The sequence below is a fragment of the Lentimicrobium sp. L6 genome, from assembly GCF_013166655.1.
In the GTDB taxonomy this organism is placed as follows: domain Bacteria; phylum Bacteroidota; class Bacteroidia; order Bacteroidales; family UBA12170; genus UBA12170.
In genome coordinates this window covers 1-20,625 of record NZ_JABKCA010000085.1, presented here as the reverse complement: position 1 = coordinate 20,625, position 20,625 = coordinate 1, and the positions used below count along the sequence as shown (strand labels likewise).

The 20,625-nt window shown below is 36.6% G+C and carries 17 protein-coding genes; 9 read left to right on the top strand and 8 right to left on the bottom strand.

Annotated elements, in window-relative coordinates; genetic code table 11:
* The first annotated feature begins 173 nt into the window (after positions 1–173).
* From corA to HNS38_RS17425, 5 genes are all read left to right on the top strand, one after another.
* Positions 174–1,238, top strand: a complete 1,065-nt coding sequence (gene corA, locus HNS38_RS17445) for a magnesium/cobalt transporter CorA (RefSeq protein WP_172278759.1) — start codon at positions 174–176, stop codon at positions 1,236–1,238.
* Positions 1,239–1,610: 372 nt separating this feature from the next.
* Positions 1,611–2,702, top strand: a complete 1,092-nt coding sequence (locus HNS38_RS17440; RefSeq protein ID WP_172278757.1) for a hypothetical protein — start codon at positions 1,611–1,613, stop codon at positions 2,700–2,702.
* 9 nt (positions 2,703–2,711) lie between these two features.
* Positions 2,712–3,665, top strand: coding sequence for a tungstate ABC transporter substrate-binding protein WtpA (gene wtpA / locus HNS38_RS17435; protein ID WP_172278755.1), 954 nt, complete (start codon positions 2,712–2,714; stop codon positions 3,663–3,665).
* A gap of 18 nt (positions 3,666–3,683) precedes the next feature.
* Entirely contained in the window at positions 3,684–4,469 is a 786-nt protein-coding gene (locus HNS38_RS17430; protein ID WP_172278753.1) for an ABC transporter permease, read from the top strand.
* 3 nt (positions 4,470–4,472) lie between these two features.
* Positions 4,473–5,519, top strand: a complete 1,047-nt coding sequence (locus tag HNS38_RS17425) for an ABC transporter ATP-binding protein (RefSeq protein WP_172278751.1) — start codon at positions 4,473–4,475, stop codon at positions 5,517–5,519.
* Between the two features lie 37 nt (positions 5,520–5,556).
* Here the strand turns inward: HNS38_RS17425 and HNS38_RS17420 are convergent, their stop codons facing one another.
* Both HNS38_RS17420 and HNS38_RS17415 read right to left on the bottom strand, forming a co-directional pair.
* Positions 5,557–7,017: a hypothetical protein gene (locus tag HNS38_RS17420; protein ID WP_172346815.1), complete on the bottom strand. Its 1,461-nt coding sequence runs from the start codon at positions 7,015–7,017 to the stop codon at positions 5,557–5,559.
* 62 nt (positions 7,018–7,079) lie between these two features.
* The gene (locus HNS38_RS17415; RefSeq protein WP_172278747.1) at positions 7,080–8,663 is read right to left on the bottom strand and encodes a hypothetical protein; all 1,584 of its coding nucleotides are present in this window, start codon (positions 8,661–8,663) and stop codon (positions 7,080–7,082) included.
* 118 nt (positions 8,664–8,781) lie between these two features.
* Here HNS38_RS17415 and proS point away from each other — a divergent pair, with 118 nt between their 5' ends.
* From proS to recO, 4 genes are all read left to right on the top strand, one after another.
* Positions 8,782–10,248, top strand: coding sequence for a proline--tRNA ligase (gene proS, locus HNS38_RS17410; protein WP_172278746.1), 1,467 nt, complete (start codon positions 8,782–8,784; stop codon positions 10,246–10,248).
* Positions 10,249–10,335: 87 nt separating this feature from the next.
* Complete coding sequence (locus HNS38_RS17405; RefSeq protein WP_172346814.1) at positions 10,336–10,938, top strand: DUF177 domain-containing protein; 603 nt, start codon at positions 10,336–10,338, stop codon at positions 10,936–10,938.
* Between the two features lie 29 nt (positions 10,939–10,967).
* On the top strand, positions 10,968–11,153 hold the full coding sequence (gene rpmF, locus HNS38_RS17400) for a 50S ribosomal protein L32 (protein WP_172278742.1): 186 nt from the start codon (positions 10,968–10,970) through the stop codon (positions 11,151–11,153).
* A gap of 184 nt (positions 11,154–11,337) precedes the next feature.
* Positions 11,338–12,063 carry a DNA repair protein RecO gene (gene recO, locus HNS38_RS17395; protein ID WP_172278740.1) on the top strand — a complete coding sequence of 242 codons (726 nt, stop codon included), beginning with the start codon at positions 11,338–11,340 and terminating at the stop codon, positions 12,061–12,063.
* Positions 12,064–12,249: 186 nt separating this feature from the next.
* Here recO and HNS38_RS17390 read toward each other — a convergent pair whose 3' ends face one another.
* The 6 genes from HNS38_RS17390 to dnaB form a co-directional block, all read right to left on the bottom strand.
* Positions 12,250–12,408 (bottom strand): hypothetical protein, encoded by a 159-nt coding sequence (locus tag HNS38_RS17390; RefSeq protein ID WP_172278738.1) that lies wholly within the window; start codon positions 12,406–12,408, stop codon positions 12,250–12,252.
* Positions 12,409–12,606: 198 nt separating this feature from the next.
* A complete protein-coding gene (locus tag HNS38_RS17385) occupies positions 12,607–13,449 on the bottom strand; it encodes a hypothetical protein (RefSeq protein WP_172278736.1) in 843 nt (280 codons plus the stop codon).
* Positions 13,446–14,903: a Na+/H+ antiporter NhaC gene (gene nhaC / locus HNS38_RS17380; protein WP_172278734.1), complete on the bottom strand. Its 1,458-nt coding sequence runs from the start codon at positions 14,901–14,903 to the stop codon at positions 13,446–13,448. Before nhaC ends, HNS38_RS17385 begins: the two co-directional genes overlap by 4 nt.
* A gap of 447 nt (positions 14,904–15,350) precedes the next feature.
* Positions 15,351–17,597, bottom strand: coding sequence for a peptidase U32 family protein (locus tag HNS38_RS17375; protein WP_172346813.1), 2,247 nt, complete (start codon positions 17,595–17,597; stop codon positions 15,351–15,353).
* A 15-nt stretch (positions 17,598–17,612) separates the two neighbouring features.
* The gene (locus tag HNS38_RS17370; protein WP_172346812.1) at positions 17,613–18,899 is read right to left on the bottom strand and encodes an asparagine synthetase B; all 1,287 of its coding nucleotides are present in this window, start codon (positions 18,897–18,899) and stop codon (positions 17,613–17,615) included.
* The gene (gene dnaB, locus HNS38_RS17365; RefSeq protein ID WP_172278728.1) at positions 18,883–20,454 is read right to left on the bottom strand and encodes a replicative DNA helicase; all 1,572 of its coding nucleotides are present in this window, start codon (positions 20,452–20,454) and stop codon (positions 18,883–18,885) included. The genes HNS38_RS17370 and dnaB overlap by 17 nt, the downstream gene beginning before the upstream one ends.
* Positions 20,455–20,625 lie beyond the last annotated feature (171 nt).

The following is a 20,625-nucleotide window of genomic DNA, read 5'->3' as shown; positions in this document are numbered from 1 at the left end:
ACTTAATTTTTGTCAGCTAAGATAAGGATTCCCCATAGTTTTTAATGTGACCCATTATTACTGGGGCTGATATTTTGGGGAGGCTATTAAAGGGAATATAGAATCTTTTATTGTAAACTTACTCAAACATTTATGATTTTACTTTTTAATTCATAATTAAATAAATAGAAACGATGGCTAGATTTGTAAAAAAACAAAAAAAAGAAATTGGTGTTTCGCCTGATGAATTATTGTTTAGAGGTAGGCAAAAATCTGATGAAATCATTTTACGAATCATTGATTATGATGCCAATAATTTAGAGGAAAAGGGAATCCATAAGGTTCAAGAAGCATTAAGGTTTCAAGAAAAAAACTCAGTCACCTGGTTAAATGTGGACGGATTGCATGATGCGGGTGTTATGAAAGAAATTTCAAAAGGCTTCGATCTTGACAGTCTCATTCTTGCTGAAGTAATGAATACTGGAACAAGGCCTAAGATTGTTGAGTATCATAACTGTATATACATATCTATTAAGATGCTTCAGCAAAATGATGAAACCAATAAGATTTCTGTTGAGAACCTCAGTTTAATCATTACCAAATCGGTACTTTTTTCTTTTCAAGAGAGGAGAGGAGATGTCTTTGAACCTGTTAGGGCGCGAATTAGAAAGCAAAAGAAAAGGATTAGAAGTTCTGGAACGGATTATTTGGCTTTTGCATTGCTTGATGTTGTTATTGATAATTATATATATGTGATTAGTGTTTTGGGTGAGAAAATTGAGAGCCTTGAAGAAGATCTGGCCATAGAACCCAAACAATCTTTGATTAATGAGATTAATAATTTCAAGAGGGAGTTAAATTTTTTAAGGAAAAATATAAAACCAGCCAAAGAAATGATTTTGGCGCTTTCGAAAATGGAGTCTGATTTAATTAATGAAAGCTCATATATCCACTTTAAAGAATTGCTTGATAATATTGATCATGCTAGTGATTCTTCTGATAGCTATCGAGAAATATTATCTGACCAGCTCAATATATATCATACTACAATAAGTAGTAAGCTTAATGATATCATGAAGTTTTTGACCATTTTCTCGGTCGTATTTATTCCAATTACTTTTATAGCTGGGATTTACGGAACCAATTTCGATTATGTTCCAGAACTTCATTTTAAATACAGCTATTTTATCATGTGGGGAGTCATTCTATTGGTTGCTTTAGGAATGCTAACTTACTTTAGAAGGCGAAAATGGTTTTAAAGTCAATAGGCTCCTAATTATCAGTAAAGATTCCTTCATGTCAAAAATATACAGTCTTGCTTTTTGAACCAGATCCCACTCTATATGTTGGTGACTGTAGATCTAAATTAGGGCTTAATGAACGAGATTCGTCTTTGAAAAAAAATAAGAAATAAAGCGATAGGAACTAGATTACCACTCGATATTAATTTACTTTTGCAAAACACATTTTATACCAAATGTTCGTCAAAATGAAATTTAATCATTTTGCTCGTTACATTGGTTGATGCCGATACATAATCAAAGTGGCTTTAAGACTAAAAGGAATTAAAGGGGCATTTTGATTAGTCATCGGTATAACACAAAGCAAAAATTAAATTAAAACATCAAAACATGAAAATTAAATCTATTTCAATCCTGGCTTTCTTATTGGTATTGATTTCATATTCTTGTAAAAATGAAACCGTAAATAGTGAGGATTCAGACGCAGTTTCTGAAACCACTTCTTTAATGGCCATCGATTCTACAGATGCTACCAACGATTTTTATGACAACTCAGAAACCATATTACTTCCTGGTGATCAGATAGAAGTTTTAGGCGAAGTTTCTAATCCTGGATTTGTTAATTTCTCTAAACTACCATTACGTTCGGTTATGGTAAAAGAAACCCGCCTAGGGAAATATGGGAATATGTTTACTGGTGCTTTTCGTTATGATGGATATTCCCTTCAAGATATCTTAAATGAGAGGATATTGCAAAAGAAAAATGCAGATAGTTTTAAACCTATCGTTGATTTATATGTGGAAATTGAGAATGATAAAGGAGAGAAAACGGTCATTAGTTGGGGTGAGCTGTACTATAATAATCATTTAGATGAAATAATTATTGCCACGAGGGTAAGTAGAGTGGTCCCTTCAAAGGCGAAGACGCTTTGGGAGCTTCCCACAGAAGCAAAATTAGTGGTAGTAGGAGATTTACTAACGGAAAGAAATATCACTAACCCCACAAAAATCACCGTAAAGTCTTATCCTATTGAATTAGAAGTGGAAAAAGGTAAATTCCCTTTATACTCAGCTACTTGTGATTTTATGATTGAGAATAAAAAAGTGGCCACATTAAAAGAGCATCCAGCTGATTATCCTAATATAGAAACCCATACCATTTTTTATGGAAGAGGCAGAGGATTGCACAGTACTGATCCTTTTACAGGATTGAGTTTAAATGCTTATTTATCAGATGTAATGGAGGAAACTCCAAAAGCCATTCGTGAGGGGATCTTTATTATTGCTGCCGATGATGGGTATAGAGCCATGTTCACCTATAGCGAAATTTGTAATAGAAACGACCAAGGCGAATTATTATTAATTTGTCGTCCTGAGGTAGAAACTGGAGGAATATTTCGAATTATCCCATGTTTCGATTTCTTCTCGGACAGAGCTATTAAAGGTATTAATACAATTTATTATTCTGAAAATTTAAAATAGATTAGCCTTATGAAAAAACTATTCGCCATTCTTTTTAGTGTCATAGTCTTATTCTCTTGTCAAAGCAGTATTGAAGATGAAAGCAAATTAATCATCTTTCATGCAGGTAGTTTGTCGGTGCCTTTTAAGCAAATGGCAGAAGAATACCAAAAGGAAAATCCTCGGGTGAAAATCCTAATGGAATCAGCTGGAAGCAGACAATGTGCACGCAAAATTGCAGATTTAAAACGTCCTTGTGATATTATGGCATCGGCAGATTTTAAAGTGATAGAAAATTTATTGATTCCTGATTACACAGATTGGAATATAAAATTTGCTGGTAATGAAATGGCCATCGTTTATCATGAGCAATCGCGATTAAGTAAAGAAATTAACTCCAAAAACTGGCACGAAATCTTGATGAAAGAGGAGGTTGCTTATGGACGTTCCGACCCTAATTCTGATCCTTGTGGCTATAGAACGGTGCTCTTGGCTAGTCTTGCAGAGGAGTATTACCAAAAGAATGGTCTGGCCAAGCAGTTGGTGGAGAAAGACAAAAACTATATCAGGCCTAAAGAAACCGATCTCATTGGTCTTTTAGAATCCAATGTAATAGATTATATCTTTTTGTATAGATCGGTGGCAGAGCAGCATGGATTAAAATATTTGGTATTGCCAGATAGTATCAATCTGCAAAACCCAGATTTAGATAGCTTTTATTCAACAGCCACTGCCGAAATTTCAGGAAAAAAACCTGGTGAATTTATTACGAAAAAAGGGGAAGCCATGGTTTATGGAATCACCATATTAAAGGATGCACCCAATAGCCAAGAAGCTCATCAATTCTTGAAATTTGTTTTATCTAAACAAAAGGGTATGGCCATCATGGAGAAAAATGGACAAAAATCTTTAGTTCCATCACCCTCCTCTAGTTATGAGAATATTCCAAGAGAGCTAAAAGAATTTGCATTAATAGAACAATAACTAAAAAGCATTAAAAAAGTGAGAACCAATTTCAATATTTTAAATCTTATACTCATCTCTCTAGGGGGATTAGCATTGATGTTTATTGTGGCACCACTTTTGGGAATGTTCTTAAACACGACTCCAGCAGAGATTTTCGAAACTACCCAAGATAAAGAAGTACAGCAAAGCATTTGGTTAACACTTTCTGTTTCTTTTGCTTCCACTCTGGTATTTGCTATTGCAGCCATACCGCTTTCTTATCTCCTAGCTAGAAAAGAGTTCTTTGCCAAGAAATTGGTTTTGGGAATTATCGATCTACCCATAGTTATTCCTCATTCTGCTGCGGGTATTGCTATTCTGGGATTTATTTCTCGAGATTCGCTTATTGGACAAGTGGCAGATCGTTTTGGTGTTAGTCTCGTTGGGAATCCCATTGGCATTGCTCTTGCCATGGCTTTCGTGAGCATCCCCTATTTGATTACTGCTGCTCGCGATGGGTTTGTGGCTGTTCCCATCCGATTAGAAAAAGCAGCTTTAAACCTTGGTGCTTCACCTGCTCGAGTGTTTTTCAGTATTTCTTTGCCTTTGGCTTCCAGAAATATAGTTTCGGGTATGATTTTAATGTTTGCCAGAGGAATGAGTGAATTTGGTGCCGTGGTTATTGTAGCCTACCATCCAATGATTACGCCTGTTCTTATCTATGAACGATTTGGTGCTTTTGGATTAAACTATGCTCGACCCGTTTCTGTTGTTTTTATTATAGTTTGTTTAATATTTTTTGCAGCACTTAGAATGCTGTCAAGAGAAAGACCAAGGAGATAAATCATGCTGCAACTTAAAAACATATCCAAAAAATACGAGGAATTTGCGCTACATCATATCAGTTTCTCCATTGAAAAAGGAGAGTATGTAGTTTTATTGGGAGAGTCTGGAGCCGGAAAATCCTTGATAATTGAAATGCTAGCTGGATTGATTCATCCTGACGAAGGTGAGATATTTCTAGATTCGAAGAACATTACCCATGAAAAAATTCAGAAGCGAAATATGGGGATGGTTTTTCAAGACAATACCGTTTTTCCTCATCTTAAAGTGAAAAATAATATTGCCTTTCCTTTAAAGACTAGAAAATTGGAAGCTCCAGCTATTCAGAAAATTGTAATGGGATTGGCTCAGAAAACTCAAGTCGATCATTTGTTAAATCGTTGGCCCGAAACTTTATCGGGAGGAGAATTGCAACGAGTAGCTATTGCTCGAACTTTAGCTTGTCATCCCGTTTGCTTGCTTTTGGATGAACCATTGGCTTCTTTAGATGTGCAATTGCGCGATGATATGCGAAGTCTTTTGCGTGGGCTTAATGCGGAGGGGATGACTATGATTCATGTCACCCACGACTTTGAGGAGGCTGTTTCTTTAGCAGATAAAATAGGTATTGTGCATCAAGGTGAATTGGTTCAGTTCGGTAGTCCGAAAGAAATATTTCATAAACCTAAATCTAAGTTTATTGCCAAGTTTTCTGGAATTAAGAATTTCTATAATTCTATGGTTGTTAATGAGAAGACCATTATGCTTGAGAATAGAATTGAACTGAAACTTCCTCATGGCTTATCGAAAGGACAAGGCTTTGCCATGTTTAAAAGTGAGGATGTTATTCTTTCCACATCACAAATAGATTCCAGCATCATCAATAATTTCAAAGGCCAAGTGGTAGAAGTTATTCCTAGCCATAGAGGTATGGAAGTGGTGGTGGACATTGGAATCATGGTTTCTACGCTAATAAGTCAAGAATCCTTCGATAGATTTCAAATGAAGAAGCACGGCATGATCTGGATAGGTATAAAAGCAACAGCTATTCACTTTATTGAAAAGGAATAGCTGTAATTATTTAAATGATATATTAGTTTTGCTTTGTCTAGAATTTAAACCCAAAAGACAAACTATAAAAACTAGTTTTTGTTTCAAGGTAGGCAGGGCTCACATAATTGGCTCCGTACATATAGTAATTTTGAGCATTATATTTCTGCACAAAAGAAGCATCCATAAAGAATGGTCCCGAGCGATAACCCAAACCAAAACTAAACTGATTCTGTGTAATATCATTAATTTCTTCTTTCACTGGGCTGGTGGTGAAGGCATATCCAGCTCTAACAAAGAAAGGTTGTAATCTCCATTCTGTACCCACCCTCATGGTATGTGTTGCTGTGAAATCGTTTTTGATATTTTCGTTTTCTTCATAAAATGAATCTGTGTTCGATTTCAAATAGGCCTGACTATAGTCTTGGTATATATAATCAACACTAATGAATCCCATTTTTTGAATAAAGATACTCATGCCTCCCATGGCTTTAAATGGAGTGTTCATATTATATTCATATCGGCCACTTGGGGAGGTTTTGGTATAAACTTGACCATCGTACATTTGGCTTTCTACTTTCGAAAAATAGGTGTCGGTCATTCGATAATACCAAGTTGGAGTATGAATAGCACCACTTATTCTGATGATAGGATTTATAATATAAATTAAACCAAATTTTCCATTTATACCATTTCCTCTGGTTCCTATTTCTTCTATATAGGTAAAGTTATCAAACTCTCCAGGAGCAGGATTTTCTAATGCTGTTTCTTTTAAATAAACACTACTAAAATAGTTGAGGAAAGACCATGATAAACTAGCTCCAATAAATAACCTGTCATTATAATTACCAGAAAAGGCAAAAGACATTTCGTTTTTATATCCTTCTGTTCTACTATTATAACTCTGATAGACTCCTCCAGCCGGTGTGGCAGCCACATATTGATTAGGGTATCCATTTACGGTATCGAGTAAATAGGTTTCCCAAGCTAGATTAGTACTAAATAAGTTTAAATTATTTGGAAGATTACCATTGGCCTGATCTCTCCATTCAAATACTTTAGATCCTCCATAAGAATCCCCTTGAATTAATATATCGGAGCGATAATTATCTATCCTGTTAAAAGAAAAACCAAACTGCATGTATTTCCATCCAGTTGGATTTGGGTCGTGTTGGCTAAACAAGGGCATGGCACTTACTAGGCCTGCCATTCCATAATTAAAATTATCTCTTCTGTCGGAGCTTGAATATCCACCATAACTAGATTCAGCTTTATTATATAAATATCGCGGAGCCAAAATATATTCTGAGCTTTTATAGATTCCCAAACCAGCAGGGTTGAAGTTGATGGTGCTAATGTCACCACCCACAGAACCCATGGCTCCTGAAAGCCCCATAAATCGTGCAGATCCCGCAGTATTGGTAGACGAATACCTTAAGGCATCCTGAGCATTCTGTGACAAAAGGACAGTGGAGAATAGTATTCCTCCTATGATAAATAATATTTTACTATAATTCATGGTCATTATTTTATGAAATCTAAAAATTGATTTTGATGGGATGAAACAAGAAGGGTCTTGACTTATCTTCTGCCTCCTCCACTGCTTCTGGAACTTCCACCACTGCTTCTTGAGCTTCCACCACTACTTCTTGAGCTACTGCCCGAGCTTCTTACACTAGAACCGCTACTGCCCGAGCTTCTGCTTGGAGTGGAATATGAACGACTGCTGCTTCCACTATTTGTACTTCTAGTTGGAGTAGAATAACTACTTCCAGAACTTCTGGTACTTGTAGAGCTAGGCCTGGAATAAGTTTTGGCTGGCTTACTATATTGTCTATTTTGGCTGGTACTAGGTTTTTGATATCTTGAGGAGCTTTGTCCAGTTGAGCTACTAGTACTTGTTGAGGATGGTCTACTATAAGAACTGCTGTTAGAAGTTCTAGCAGAGCTACCATTTGATGAGCTTCCTGTATTACGAGTATATTTAGCAGCAGAACTTCTTTGGCTATTTTGGTATTTTTGATAGCTATACTCTGAGCGATTCGTTGTCCTGTTAGTATTTACTGTTGCTGCTCTGCTTGAGTTTGAACTTGCATTTCTACTAGAAGAGGCTGTGCTAGCACTGTTTCTAGATGTCCCCATTCTTGCTGAAGCACCTGTGCTTACTCTAGTGCTGTTTGTTCTATCAGAACTACCTGCATTGGCGTCTCTACGATTAGAAGATCTGGTACTTGTACTGTTTGTTCTTCCACTTGCAGATTGAGAACCATTATTAAAGTATCCTCTATTGGCATTACTATTAAAATCTCTGTCGGAACGTCCTTGTTTACTACTGGCCATATTTCTATTGGCATCACCAGTTTTGTTCATGTTATTATTGTTGTTCCCGGCATATCCACTTCTACTATTGTTACTCCTATTTGAACCATAAGAATTAGAAGAATGGCCTCTGCTTCCATAATAATAGCTGTTTACGTCGCAAGGATTGTGACATCCACCGCCCCAGTATCCGCCACCAGCATAGTATCCGTTCCAGTATCCGTGGTTATAACCAGACCAATAGCTTCCGCCATAATATCCACCCCAATATCCACCATAATATCCACCGTAATATGGAGCATAACCCCAGCCACCATAAGGATAATACCATGAGCTTCCCCATCCCCAACCAAAACTGAAACTAACGCGAGGTTGGTAATAAGGGTAAGCATAATCATATCCCATATAAATACTAGTTCCGTAGCTATATGGATTATAATCGTACCAATATCTGTTGGTATAATAACTATCATAATAAGCTACACCATCAACAGGATCGTGAAATCTTTTAATGCGTGATGCATATTCGTAATCGTAATAGTCATCAGATTCAAAAGAATCTTCATAATAGGTTTCTCCATCCACTTCTACAATCTGATCTTCGTAAGAAACATCAGAATAAGTGACCTGTTGATTATTATTATTTCCGGTAGTGGTTTTAATCACTGTTGCAGAAGGGCTGACATTTGAGCTTGAAACCGGCATAGGACTAGTGGTAACCGTCTTCTGTTTTGGTGTTCCATAGGAATAAATGTCGTCTTCGCCGTAGCTTGCTTGATAAGAAGAAGCACAAGATGTGAGTGCTAAAATGCTCAAGAAACTTAATATATTTTTTAAATTTTTCATAATTACCTCCTTTTAACAGGGTTATATAATATTTTACTCACATAAAAAACAATCTGTTATTTTATTTTTTACTTTTGCAAGCAATATATAAAAAGCAAATACTATACCACAATTAAAGATGGCTAAAAATTTTTCAACAAGAGAAGAGAATTATTCTCAATGGTACAACGATATCGTCAAGCATGCGGAACTAGCAGAGAATTCTGCAGTGCGAGGATCCATGGTAATAAAACCCTATGGATACGCTATTTGGGAGAATATGCAAAAAGTATTAGATCAAATGTTTAAAGACACTGGACACGAAAATGCTTATTTCCCCTTATTTATACCGAAATCGTTCTTTAGTAAAGAAGCTGCTCATGTGGAGGGTTTTGCTAAAGAATGTGCGGTAGTTACTCATTATCGTCTTAGAAATGGCGAGAATGGAATTGAAGTAGATCCAGATGCGAAATTAGATGAGGAGCTCATCGTTCGCCCAACTTCAGAAACTATTATTTGGGATACCTATAGAAAATGGGTACAGTCCTATCGTGATTTACCAATCTTGGTAAACCAATGGGCTAATGTAGTTCGATGGGAAATGAGGACCCGTTTATTCTTGCGTACTGCTGAGTTTCTATGGCAAGAAGGGCATACTGCTCATGCTACAGAGAAAGAAGCTGTGGCAGAAGCACAACAAATGCTAGAAGTCTATGCTGATTTCGCAGAGAAGTGGATGGCGGTTCCTGTTCTTAAAGGTACAAAGTCACCAAATGAGCGTTTTGCTGGAGCTTTAGATACTTATTGTATAGAAGCCATGATGCAAGATGGAAAAGCATTACAGGCTGGAACTTCTCACTTTTTAGGTCAGAATTTCGCTAAGGCTTTCGATGTGAAATATTTGAGCAAAGAAAACAAACAAGAATATGTTTGGGCAACTAGCTGGGGAGTTTCTACACGGCTAATTGGTGCTTTAATCATGGCGCATAGCGATGATAAAGGACTGGTTCTTCCTCCAAAATTGGCTCCAATCCAAGTGGTCATTGTACCTATTTATAGAAAGGAAGAGCAATTGGACGAAATTACTGAAAAAGTTCAAGGTGTTATCAAAGCATTAAGAGCTAAAGGTATTAGCGTGAAGTTCGATGGTAGAGATACTCATAAACCAGGTTTCAAGTTTGCGGAATATGAATACAAAGGTGTTCCTATTCGATTGGGTGTAGGTCCTCGTGATTTAGAAAACGGAACTGTTGAAGTAGCACGTAGAGATACCTTGACTAAGGAAGTGATAGATATGGAAGGCATTGAAGATAAGATTGAAGCTCTTTTAGAAGAGATTCAGGAAAACCTTTATACCAAAGCCTTGGCCTTTAGAGAAAAGAACTCTCGTAATGTGGAAACTTGGGATGAATTTCTAGTGGAAATTGAAAAAGGTGGATTCCTTTATGCACATTGGGATGGAAGTCCAGAGACTGAGCAGAAGATTAAAGACGAAACTAAAGCAACCATCAGAGCTATTCCTTTGGATGGCGAAGAAGAGGGAGGAAAGTGTATTTATACTGGAAATCCATCGGCAAAAAGAGTTGTTTTTGCTCGCTCTTACTAGAAAATAAGTGGATATTTAGGTTATTGCATTAATTGACAAAAAGGATTCAAGGCAGTTTTTGCTAGTAAATACTAGTGAAAATCTTTGATGGATATAAATGAAAAAAAGGGCTTGGTAATCATAGAATTAATTTCTACTTTTGCAGCCCGAATTTTGAAGGAGAACGCTATGAATGAGATAAAGGAGTATCATATTTCCTTTAGAGGGTTGAAAGACGGATTACATTCGTTTGATTTTGAAATTGGAAAAAAGTTCTTTCAGACTTTTGAGAATACAAGGATTCAAGACAGTAATTTGAAACTGGATTTGGAACTAGATAAACAGGAAACGATGTTGCAAGTATACTTTAGCATTGCTGGCGAAGTGGAAGTAGAATGCGATCGTTGTTTAGAATTATATACTCAGGCTGTTGAAGTTGAAGATAAGCTTATCGTGAAATTTGGTCGCGAAACTTTTGAAGAAGCCGAAAATATTTTGGTTTTAGATGAAAAAGAGCATAAACTACAACTAGAGCAGTATATTTATGAGTTTATTATGCTAAGCCTTCCTATGCGACTGATTCATCCTGAATTGGAAGATGGTGAGCCTGATTGTCAGCCTGGATTTCTCGAAACTTACAATGAACAAGATGATGCTGACGAAGATGAGGTGATTGATCCTCGCTGGGAAGCATTAAAGAAATTGAAATAAAGAATAATAAAATATAAAAAGTAGGAAAAATGGCACATCCTAAACGAAAAATTTCGAAGACAAGAAGAGATAAGAGAAGAACTCATTATAAAGCAACTGCTCCGCAGTTAGCAATTTGCCCTACTACAGGCGAAGCTCACGTTTATCACAGAGCTTACTATGTTGATGGTGACTTGTATTATAAAGGTAAGATGATCGTACCTGGTAACGAGTAAAAAATAATTTACTTTGTTTATTTGAGTTCAAATAACCTCGAAGGTTTCGGTCTTCGGGGTTTTTGTGCTTTTTTTGATGTGATTATTTCCTACCTTTATGCCTTGATATTGTATTATTCATAGTGGGCATTATGGAAGGATATGAGTATCTTCAACAAAAAAATCACCTCGTTTCAATTTAATAATGATAGAAAAAACCAAAGGAATCATTTTTAGAGTCACCAAATTCTCCGAAAGTAGTTTGGTGGTTAAGGTGTTTACCGAGGTTTTTGGTATGCGAACTTATATGGTTAGAGGAGTCCGTAAAAAGAAATCTAAGACTCCAATGAATTTATTTCAGCCACTGAGCATATTAGACATGGTGGTTTATGAAAAGGCTGGACGAGACATACAACATGTTAAAGATGTAAAAGCAGGTCATATTTTCTCAAGCATCCCCTATGAAATGAATAAGACTTCCATGGTCATCTTTCTCAATGAAGTTTTATATAAAGCTATTGGAGAGGAGGAAACCAATGAGAATATGTTTCAGTTCATCTTTCAATCTTTACAATATTTGGATACCGCCGATGAGAAATATTATAATTTCCACCTTTGGTTTCTTAGTCATTTTACTCGCTTCTTAGGCTTTGAAGCCTCAGATAACTTTGCTACTCGTCAAGCTATTTTCGATATGCAAGAAGGAAGATATACTTCTTTAAGACTGCCGGAAACCATTAGTATTCACCCTCCTCTAAGTGCGCTCTTTCATCAATTAAATAGGGATAAGAGCTTTGGAACTGAACTTATCATTTCTAGAGAACAAAGAAAACAGTTATTGGAAAAGCTACATCAATATTATCAGTTTCACCTACCTAACTTCTCTGAACTTAAATCTTTACAGGTCCTTACTGAGGTGATGTCTTCCTAAGTAGATGAAATGGAATTGTTTTCCTTTTAGATTGAAAAGCTGTAGAATTAATATTGTTTTATAAATCGGATTATAAATCAGATAGAGCTTGAGTTCTATTCAAGTTGTTATTTACAGAATGCATATTTAATCTGAAAGCTTAAGCGGAAATATTTTCCGCTTGCTTTATTTTTAATTCACTTTGATTTACTCACTAAGTTTCTTTTTAAGAGCTTCCACATTTTTCTCAGAAACAATATTTAGTTTATAAAACAACCTCACATCAAATCTGAAATCATAAGTATGGGCATCGCGTCCATAACCTGTAGAGTTACCACTTAATTGGGGGTCGTTTTCTCCATACATGGCTTGGGCAAATATCTCAAATGAATCCCATAGAGAACGAGCTCCAAAAGTAAATAATTGAGAAGCTGCTTCTGAGCTTCCTCCCCATAAATAACTATAGTCTATAAATGGTGTTAACTTATCCTCAATAATATCAAAAGCAAAGGAAGTAGTAACAATATTAGCTCGGCTAGGGATTTCATAGGCGAAATTCCAACTCTATACATTTATAAAGTCTTTAGCACAAGAAGGCATACTATCGGCTATTAGTTGATCGTAATGATAGCTTGTTCCTTGAATATTATAATGGAATCTGCCAAAGTCAATACCCGCATGAACAGCTGCTGCCCATCGTGTTCCATTATCATCCATGGTTTGATTATAAATCTGGCCTGTCATTCCAGAAATCCCAAACTCCGAAGACCAATTGCTTCCTGAAAGTTTAATGGCCAAGCGAGCATTCAATTGGTTAACTTCTTGATTATGCTTGGGTACCAGAATAATATCTCCATCATTAATCCCTCCAGAATAAATATCTGTGTCATAACGATGTGAAGAGGAGGATGATAATTGCTGATTTTTGAAGAAACCCAGATGGAAATTTAATATGCCATGTTTTCCATTCCAAGTAATACCATAGTCGTAATCATCTTGCAGACCTACATAGTAGGCCAGGTTTCCCCAATCGTCATACGGCTGGTAATTGAAGCCAAATGGCACCCAAGTTTGTCCAATTTGCAAAGTATTTTTCTCATTAATATTATAGCCCATATAGAGAAATAGCGGAGTTTGCCAACCTTCATAAAAACGATATTGAACTGCCGCAAAAAACTTCTTATTTACATTTGTTTGAGCCCAGACTCTAAAGCTATCAAATTTGAAACTCCCTTTTGTGCTATTGGAACCCGGTGTCCAGTTTTGGTAGGTGTAATAAAACATGGTAGTTACACCAAAGCGATCTGTTCGTTTTAATTCATCAATAGGGCGGTTTTGGGCTTGTATTTTCACAATAGATGCTGAAACTAAAATGAAAAGGAACAAAAGTCTGAATAGTTTTTTCATTGTTTTTCTTTTTGATCGTTCTTCTTAATGGAGATTCCAGAATAAGCTAGAATAATAGCTATGAGAGGATTGATTAAATTAAAAAATGCAAAAGGAAGATAAGCAAATGTAGCCACGCCCAAAGTCCCTGACATGTATGCTCCACAAGTATTCCAAGGAATTAGAGCGGAGGTTAAAGTGCCTGAATCCTCTAAGGTTCTGGACAGATTTTCGGGGGCTAAATCTCGTCTTTCATATTCCATTTTGAACATCCTACCCGGAAGTACAATAGACATGTATTGGTCAGATGCTATGATGTTTACACCCATACAGGTGAAAATAGTTGTTGCGATTAAGGAGCCTGTTCCATGAACCATTTTTAATAAAGCTTGAACCAGTTTTCTCAACATTCCGGTTTCTTCCATTACGCCACCAAACATAAGTGCTGATAAAATCAACCAAATAACATCTAGCATAGAATTCATTCCGCCTCTATTCACTAACTCATCGAAGGTTGCTGCGCCAGTTGTTGTGGTAAATCCGGTATACATTGCCTTCCAAACTCCAGCTATCATCACCATAGGTTGCGATAAATCTGTTCTATCCACAAATTGAATCACTTGCTCGGTTTGAAAGATAACAGCTATTATCCCTCCAGCTAATGCTCCAAGGAGGATGGTTGGGAATGGTCTCATTTTTACAATGGCTAAAACCAAAACAACCAATATGGGTGTTAATAACCATATGTTGGTAGTGAAGTTGGCTTCAATAATAGCTAGAGATTTATCTTTCATTAGCATATTTCCTTCGCCACCAGAAAACAATCCAATGACTGTAAACAAGATCAAAGCAATGGTGATGCTTGGTATGGTAGTCCAAAGCATATGCTTAATATGTTTATATAAATCTGAACCAGCCACGGCAGGAGCAAGGTTAGTGGTATCAGAAAGTGGAGATAACTTGTCTCCAAAATAGGAGCCGCTAATTATTGCACCAGCGGTTACATTTACTGACATATCCATGCCATGAGCAATACCAATCATGCCCACACCAATGGTTCCGACTGTTGTCCAAGAGCTTCCAATGCTTCCAGCAATAATGGCACAAACAATAACGACTGAAGGATAGAAAATATCTGGATTTAGAAGTTTTAGGCCATAGTAAATCATGGTGGTCACAGTACCGCTCATTACCCAAGTACCGATTAAAGCCCCAACTGCCAAGAGAATAAAAATGGCTCCCATGGCTTGGCTTATGCTTTTTACAACTCCATTACTGATGTCATCCCAAGTATGTCCATTTTTTAAACCAATTACCGCAGCTACCAAACTACTAAATGTTAATGCGATTTGATTGGGTCCCCATGAGGCATCATCAGCAAAAATATAAACTGCCAAGCTTAATAATCCTATGAGGAATATGACGGGAATCAAGGCATCCAAATAACTGGGGTCTACTTTGGTTTTCTTTTGCATTGCGTGTAAGATTATTATAAGTAATCAAAAATAGGGAAATAATCATTCCACGAAACAGATTTTCTTGATAAATGGGGAATTTATAAGATTTATTAGAATGATCCCAAACAAGGTTGGATGATACTTATTTTTCCTTTGAATCTTACTGAGATAATGTCATTTTAGATGGAATTTATGATGACTAGACCTATTGAGTGAGAATATTTTCCTCTTCTTAAGCTGGGGAAATTGAAAAATCTTAGTATTTATTAATCGGATTGCAAATCCGGTTGAGCTTGACTTCTTGTATAAGTGTTATTGTTGCTTACAAAGTGAGGTTTTTAAGTGAGCATGCTTAAGCGAAAATATTTCCCACTTATTATATAAAAGAATCAATTGAATCTTTTGTATTTTATCAATCGGATAATAAATTTGTTAAGCTTGAGTAGCAAAATAGACTTGGTTGAGCTAGATTCCTTTGATATAGGAAAAACAAGAGAATGGGGCATATTTTGATTTTAACTCGTCTACAATTTCTTTCTCTCCTTTTACAAGACTTTGAAACTGTTCAATAATCATTTCTTTAGATTCCTCCATTTTTGTTTGGGTATTTATATCTTTCAAGTCAATGGAGAATCCGTCAAAAAGATATGGAATATCATTTACAATCTTTAAATTCAAGAAATGACTTTCATCATAAATTCTATGATAATTACCCTCAGATTTTTCAATATAATAATCGGAGGATTTAAGATTGGTGATTTTTGCCATTTTACTACAATGATAGAGACAAGAATCATCAATGATCTGCTTTTCGCATCCGGTAACCTGATGAAATAAGCACTGACGAGTAGTCATTAAAATATTAGGGTGAAATAGACTGTAAAATAATTTGAAGCCTGTTTGTTTCTTTAAAATCTGAATTTGTTGTTTGTTTAACTCATTGGAAACAAATGCACCCACCGCATTAAACTTCTTTTGTAATACCAATAAACTAAAAGAGTTTACCAGATTTAAAGAAGGGCCAGCTATCCACGGAATATCATTCTTATAAGCTTCAAAAGCTATTCCAGTATTATTGGTCAAGATGAGTTTGGGTTTTAATTGCAAAAGCATTTCAACTGCAAATTCGTATTCTCGCCCTATCAAAACCGCTGGAAAATATGGAATCAGAGACTCGTTTTCTTTAAAAAACGCCACCCATTTCTCAGCAGTCTCTTCAAAACAATTGGGCAATTCAAAATATACTATTACTTCTTTATTCTGTGACAAATGAGCATCCTCTTTAGAGCAAATTATCACAGAAAGTGAAGGAAGGTCAGGAGCTTCAATAGATTTATTTAGTTTGGGAATTTGAATGGCTTCTTTCCATTCCCTATTTCCATTTAAATAAAATAAAATTCGTTTTTTGAGTTTGGTGAGATCTTGATATGGAAGATAGGTTTTGTTTTGTAGCTTGGATAAGTCCAAGTCTTTCAAATGATATTCTGTATCTTCAATGGTTTTGAATCTTTTCCAAATCACATCTCTACTAAGGGGCTCTTTGCCATAGTCTTTGAGCAAAACGGAAGATTCTAAGCCGATGCAGTCTTTCTCAAAAATAAGTTGAACATGTAAAGGTGTATTTACTTCTCCCGATATGTGGATTTCAAGCTCAGGCTTTTCAATACTAAGTTTCCTCATCTGCTCTTCCACCGCTAATTTTAGCTCATCCTTCTCCTGATATAGAAGCAATGAAGCCTCCTCTAATTCTGCTATTGAGGAGATTTGATTTTTGTTGGCCAAATGTAGAACACTATAATCTCTTGGACTATCAATAAACATTTCAGAGCCAATATTCCCGCTTAAATAGGAATTGGAAAAATCGCGATTGAAGACTTTATAAAGCTGGCTATTATCATGGATTAACTCTTGCTTTTTAAGGATGGAATCAATTTGCTTTCGCCAAGTATCTACCACCGTAAAAACATAATCCGCTTTCTTTATTCTGCCTTCTATTTTTACAGAAGCCACTCCCGCTTCTATCAGTTCTTTGGCATCGAAATAAGCAGAGTTATCTTTCATATTTAAAGGATAATCTTTGCCTGCAGGAGTTATTTGGTAAGCATCTCTGCAGGGTTGACTACACCTTCCTCTATTTCCAGAATTGCCATTTTGTACCGAACTCATATAGCAGAGTCCTGAAAAGGAAATACAATTAGAACCATGGACGAACACTTCGGTGGAAACGCCTCTTTCTATACCAAAAGCAGTGAGAGGTTTAATCTCCTCCATATTCATTTCACGGGATAAATTCACTCGTTTTACTCCTAGTTTTTCTAGAAACTGAATCTGACCTTTGTTATGGGTGGTCATTTGTGTGGAGGCGTGGATCTCAAAATCAGGGAAATGCTTCTTCAAAATATATAATAGCCCAATATCTTGAATAATTAAGCCATCGATGGAAGTATTCACTAATTTATTCAATAATGAAATTAGAGAATTTATCTCATTTTCGAGAATAAGAATATTGAGGGTAAGAAAGATTTTACAATCATTCTGATGTGCCAGATGGAGAAGGCCTTTTAAATCTTCCAGGCTGATATTTGCAGCTCTATTTCTGGCATTGAATTTATCAAGTCCACAGTAAATGGCATTGGCACCAGCTAAAATAGCTGCTTTTATGGCGGTTACATCTCCGCCAGGGGCTAAGAGTTCGATGGGTTGAAGAGTCAAAATATAGATTTATTTTTAAGTCTTGCGCTTCTTTTTCTTAGCAGCAGGAAATAAAACATTATTCAAGATTAGTCTATAACCAGAAGAATTGGGATGGATATTCAAATCGGTTTTAGGATCACCCACTAAATGGCGATAATCCTCAGGATCGTGTCCACTATAGAAAGTCCAAGTTCCTTTACCAAATTCTCCATGGATATATCTGGCTTCACCCTTGCCTTTGTTTTCTCCAAGAACCAGAACATTTGGCTTTAGTGTGTTTTTATTAAAAGCGGTGGTTTGTCCCATAAATCCTCTCACCACAGATTCGTGATTCTGACAAAGCATGGTAGGAACAGGATCCCATTTGGCTGAGAATTCGAAGAGGGTAAATAGGTCATTCTTTTGCTGAACTCCTCTTTTTACTGGATCTACATCTATATTTGAGATTTCATATTCTTGAGGATTCTGAGAGATTCTAAAGTTGGTAAAAGCCACACAATTATCATAATTCAGTTTTTGCTGTGCTTGAGGATCTGCAGGATCTCCATCAAACATCACTTCGCAAATATCTACTCCTTCGGCTGCCAACGCTACATCGAAACTATCTGGTGCCGAACACATGGCGAAAAGATAACCGCCACCCATCACAAAACCACGAATGGTTTTAGCCACTTCTAATTTTAGTTGAGACACTTTGGCAAAACCCAAAGCATGGGCTGTGTTTTCGGCTTCTTTCTGATTCTCAATATACCAAGCCGCATTTCTATATCTGGCCCAAAACTTACCATACTGTCCTGTGAAATCTTCATGATGAAGGTGAAGCCAATCATAAGTGGGCAATTTCCCATTCATAACCTCCTCATCGTAAATTACATCGTAGGGGATTTCTGCATAGGTTAAGGCCATTGTGACGGCATCGTCCCAAGGTTGTTTGTTTTTTGGTGAATAAACAGCGATTTTAGGTGCTTTATGAAGCTTTATCACATCCATATTAACGTCTGGAGCAGCAATATCACTAATGATGGCTGCGGCTTGTGCATCTGCAATGACTTGGTAACTCACACCTCTGATATTGCACTCATCCTCAAAAGCTTCATGATAAGGAAACATAAAACTACCACCTCTATAATTGAGAAGCCAATCTACGCTCACCTTTGATGAAATCACCCAAAAGGCCACCCCATAAGATTTTAGATGATTACTCTGAGCTTCATCCATGGGTAGGAGCATATAGGCTGCTTTAGATTGATTAGAAATCATCAATAAAACAGCGATGATAAGAAGGATAAATCCTCTTTTTATTTTAGAAAGGCATTTCATTTCCTGCGTCTTGGTTTTCAATGAAAGCCTGATCATCAGGAATTTCATCCATTTTACTTTTTACTCTCTTGGTATTCGAAGCAGAATCAAATTCATGGTTTGGTGTCATGGCGTCGTCTGGATTAAAGTCGAAGCTGGCCAAATCAGCAAACTTGATATATTTACCGATAAACTTCAAATATACAGAATCCAAGGAACCATTACGGTGTTTTGCAATGATGATTTCTCCTTTTCCTCTTAAATCAGTACCATCTTCATCTTCGGTGAAGTCGTAATATTCTGGGCGATAGATGAAGATTACCATATCGGCATCCTGCTCAATCGCACCAGATTCACGAAGATCGGAGAGCATAGGCTTTTTCAAGCCTCCTCTAGTTTCCACCGAACGATTTAGCTGTGACAATACCAGAACGGGTACATTTAATTCTTTAGCTAAGGCTTTAAGGGAACGTGAAATGGTTGAGATTTCCTGCTCACGATTACCATTATTATCACCGGCTCTCATCAATTGGATATAATCCACTACAATCAATGAAATACCATGTTGTTCTTTCAAACGACGACATTTCGCTCTTAACTCAAAAACCGAAAGGGCAGGAGTGTCATCAATATAGATAGGAGCATCTTCCAATGCTTTTACTTTAGTGTTCAGCTGTTTCCACTCGTCTTCTCGGAGGTCTCCTTTTTTCAATTTCTCACCAGCAATTTCAGTTTCTGCAGAAATCAAACGAGTGGCTAACTGTACCGAGGACATCTCCAGCGAGAAAACAGCAACAGGGAATCCGTTGATGGCAGCATTACGAGTAAGAGAAAGCGCAAAAGCCGTTTTTCCCATACCAGGACGAGCTGCAATTACTACTAAATCCGATTTTTGCCAACCTGCAGTCAATCTATCGAGTTCGGTAAAGCCGGAAGGAACACCTCTCAACTTACCTTCAGAATTCTTGGCTTTTTCCACTTCCTTAATGGCTTCCACTACCAGACTTCTCATATCGGTAGATTCTCTACGGAAGTTGTTCTCACTGATATCAAACAAGCCTTGTTCCGCTTTGTCTAAGAGGTTAAATACATCGGTAGAATCCTCAAAAGCCTCTTTAATAGTAGAAGAAGAAACGTGAATTAATTCCCTAAGAATATATTTCTGAGCTAAAATTCTAGTATGGAATTCAATATTGGCAGGAGAACCAACACGATTGGTCAATTGTGCGATATAATAGGCACCACCCACTTCTTCCAACTGTCCCAACATTTTCAATTTATTGGTTACCGTCAAAATATCGATAGGTTCGGTATCAGCAAAAAGCACAGAAATAGCATGAAATATTTTCTGATGGGCTTCCTTATAGAAAATGTCTGGTTTTAAAATATCAATTACAGAAGTCAGAGCATCTCTTTCTAAAAGTAGGGCACCCAATACCGCCTCCTCCAAATCCACAGCCTGAGGTGGAATTTTACCCATATCAAATGGGCCCGGAGCAATGGTGTTCTTGCGAGCTAAGCCCGTGTCATTTTGCGAAAAGCCGTTATTTTTAGTTTGTGTTTTCTGATTTTCCATAGCTGCAAAAATAATAGTAAAAGGCGCATCTTATCATACTCTTCATGTTTTTTTTTAACATCCTCCTTTTTTCAGCCAATCATACTATCAGAATTCTTGTTTGTAGTGCCTCCTATAGGGCATTAGCGTTAACTTAAGCTGTCTATTTTTTTAAGTTACAGATATACATAT

Bases quoted from the DNA above. Each gene is read 5' to 3' on its own strand.
- corA (WP_172278759.1), top strand. From the start codon at position 174: ATGGCTAGATTTGTAAAAAAACAAAAAAAAGAAATTGGTGTTTCGCCT.
- HNS38_RS17440 (WP_172278757.1), top strand. From the start codon at position 1,611: ATGAAAATTAAATCTATTTCAATCCTGGCTTTCTTATTGGTATTGATT.
- wtpA (WP_172278755.1), top strand. From the start codon at position 2,712: ATGAAAAAACTATTCGCCATTCTTTTTAGTGTCATAGTCTTATTCTCT.
- HNS38_RS17425 (WP_172278751.1), top strand. From the start codon at position 4,473: ATGCTGCAACTTAAAAACATATCCAAAAAATACGAGGAATTTGCGCTA.
- HNS38_RS17420 (WP_172346815.1), bottom strand. From the start codon at position 7,017: ATGAATTATAGTAAAATATTATTTATCATAGGAGGAATACTATTCTCC.
- HNS38_RS17415 (WP_172278747.1), bottom strand. From the start codon at position 8,663: ATGAAAAATTTAAAAAATATATTAAGTTTCTTGAGCATTTTAGCACTC.
- proS (WP_172278746.1), top strand. From the start codon at position 8,782: ATGGCTAAAAATTTTTCAACAAGAGAAGAGAATTATTCTCAATGGTAC.
- HNS38_RS17405 (WP_172346814.1), top strand. From the start codon at position 10,336: ATGGATATAAATGAAAAAAAGGGCTTGGTAATCATAGAATTAATTTCT.
- rpmF (WP_172278742.1), top strand. From the start codon at position 10,968: ATGGCACATCCTAAACGAAAAATTTCGAAGACAAGAAGAGATAAGAGA.
- recO (WP_172278740.1), top strand. From the start codon at position 11,338: ATGATAGAAAAAACCAAAGGAATCATTTTTAGAGTCACCAAATTCTCC.
- HNS38_RS17390 (WP_172278738.1), bottom strand. From the start codon at position 12,408: ATGTATGGAGAAAACGACCCCCAATTAAGTGGTAACTCTACAGGTTAT.
- HNS38_RS17385 (WP_172278736.1), bottom strand. From the start codon at position 13,449: ATGAAAAAACTATTCAGACTTTTGTTCCTTTTCATTTTAGTTTCAGCA.
- nhaC (WP_172278734.1), bottom strand. From the start codon at position 14,903: ATGCAAAAGAAAACCAAAGTAGACCCCAGTTATTTGGATGCCTTGATT.
- HNS38_RS17370 (WP_172346812.1), bottom strand. From the start codon at position 18,899: ATGAAATGCCTTTCTAAAATAAAAAGAGGATTTATCCTTCTTATCATC.
- dnaB (WP_172278728.1), bottom strand. From the start codon at position 20,454: ATGGAAAATCAGAAAACACAAACTAAAAATAACGGCTTTTCGCAAAAT.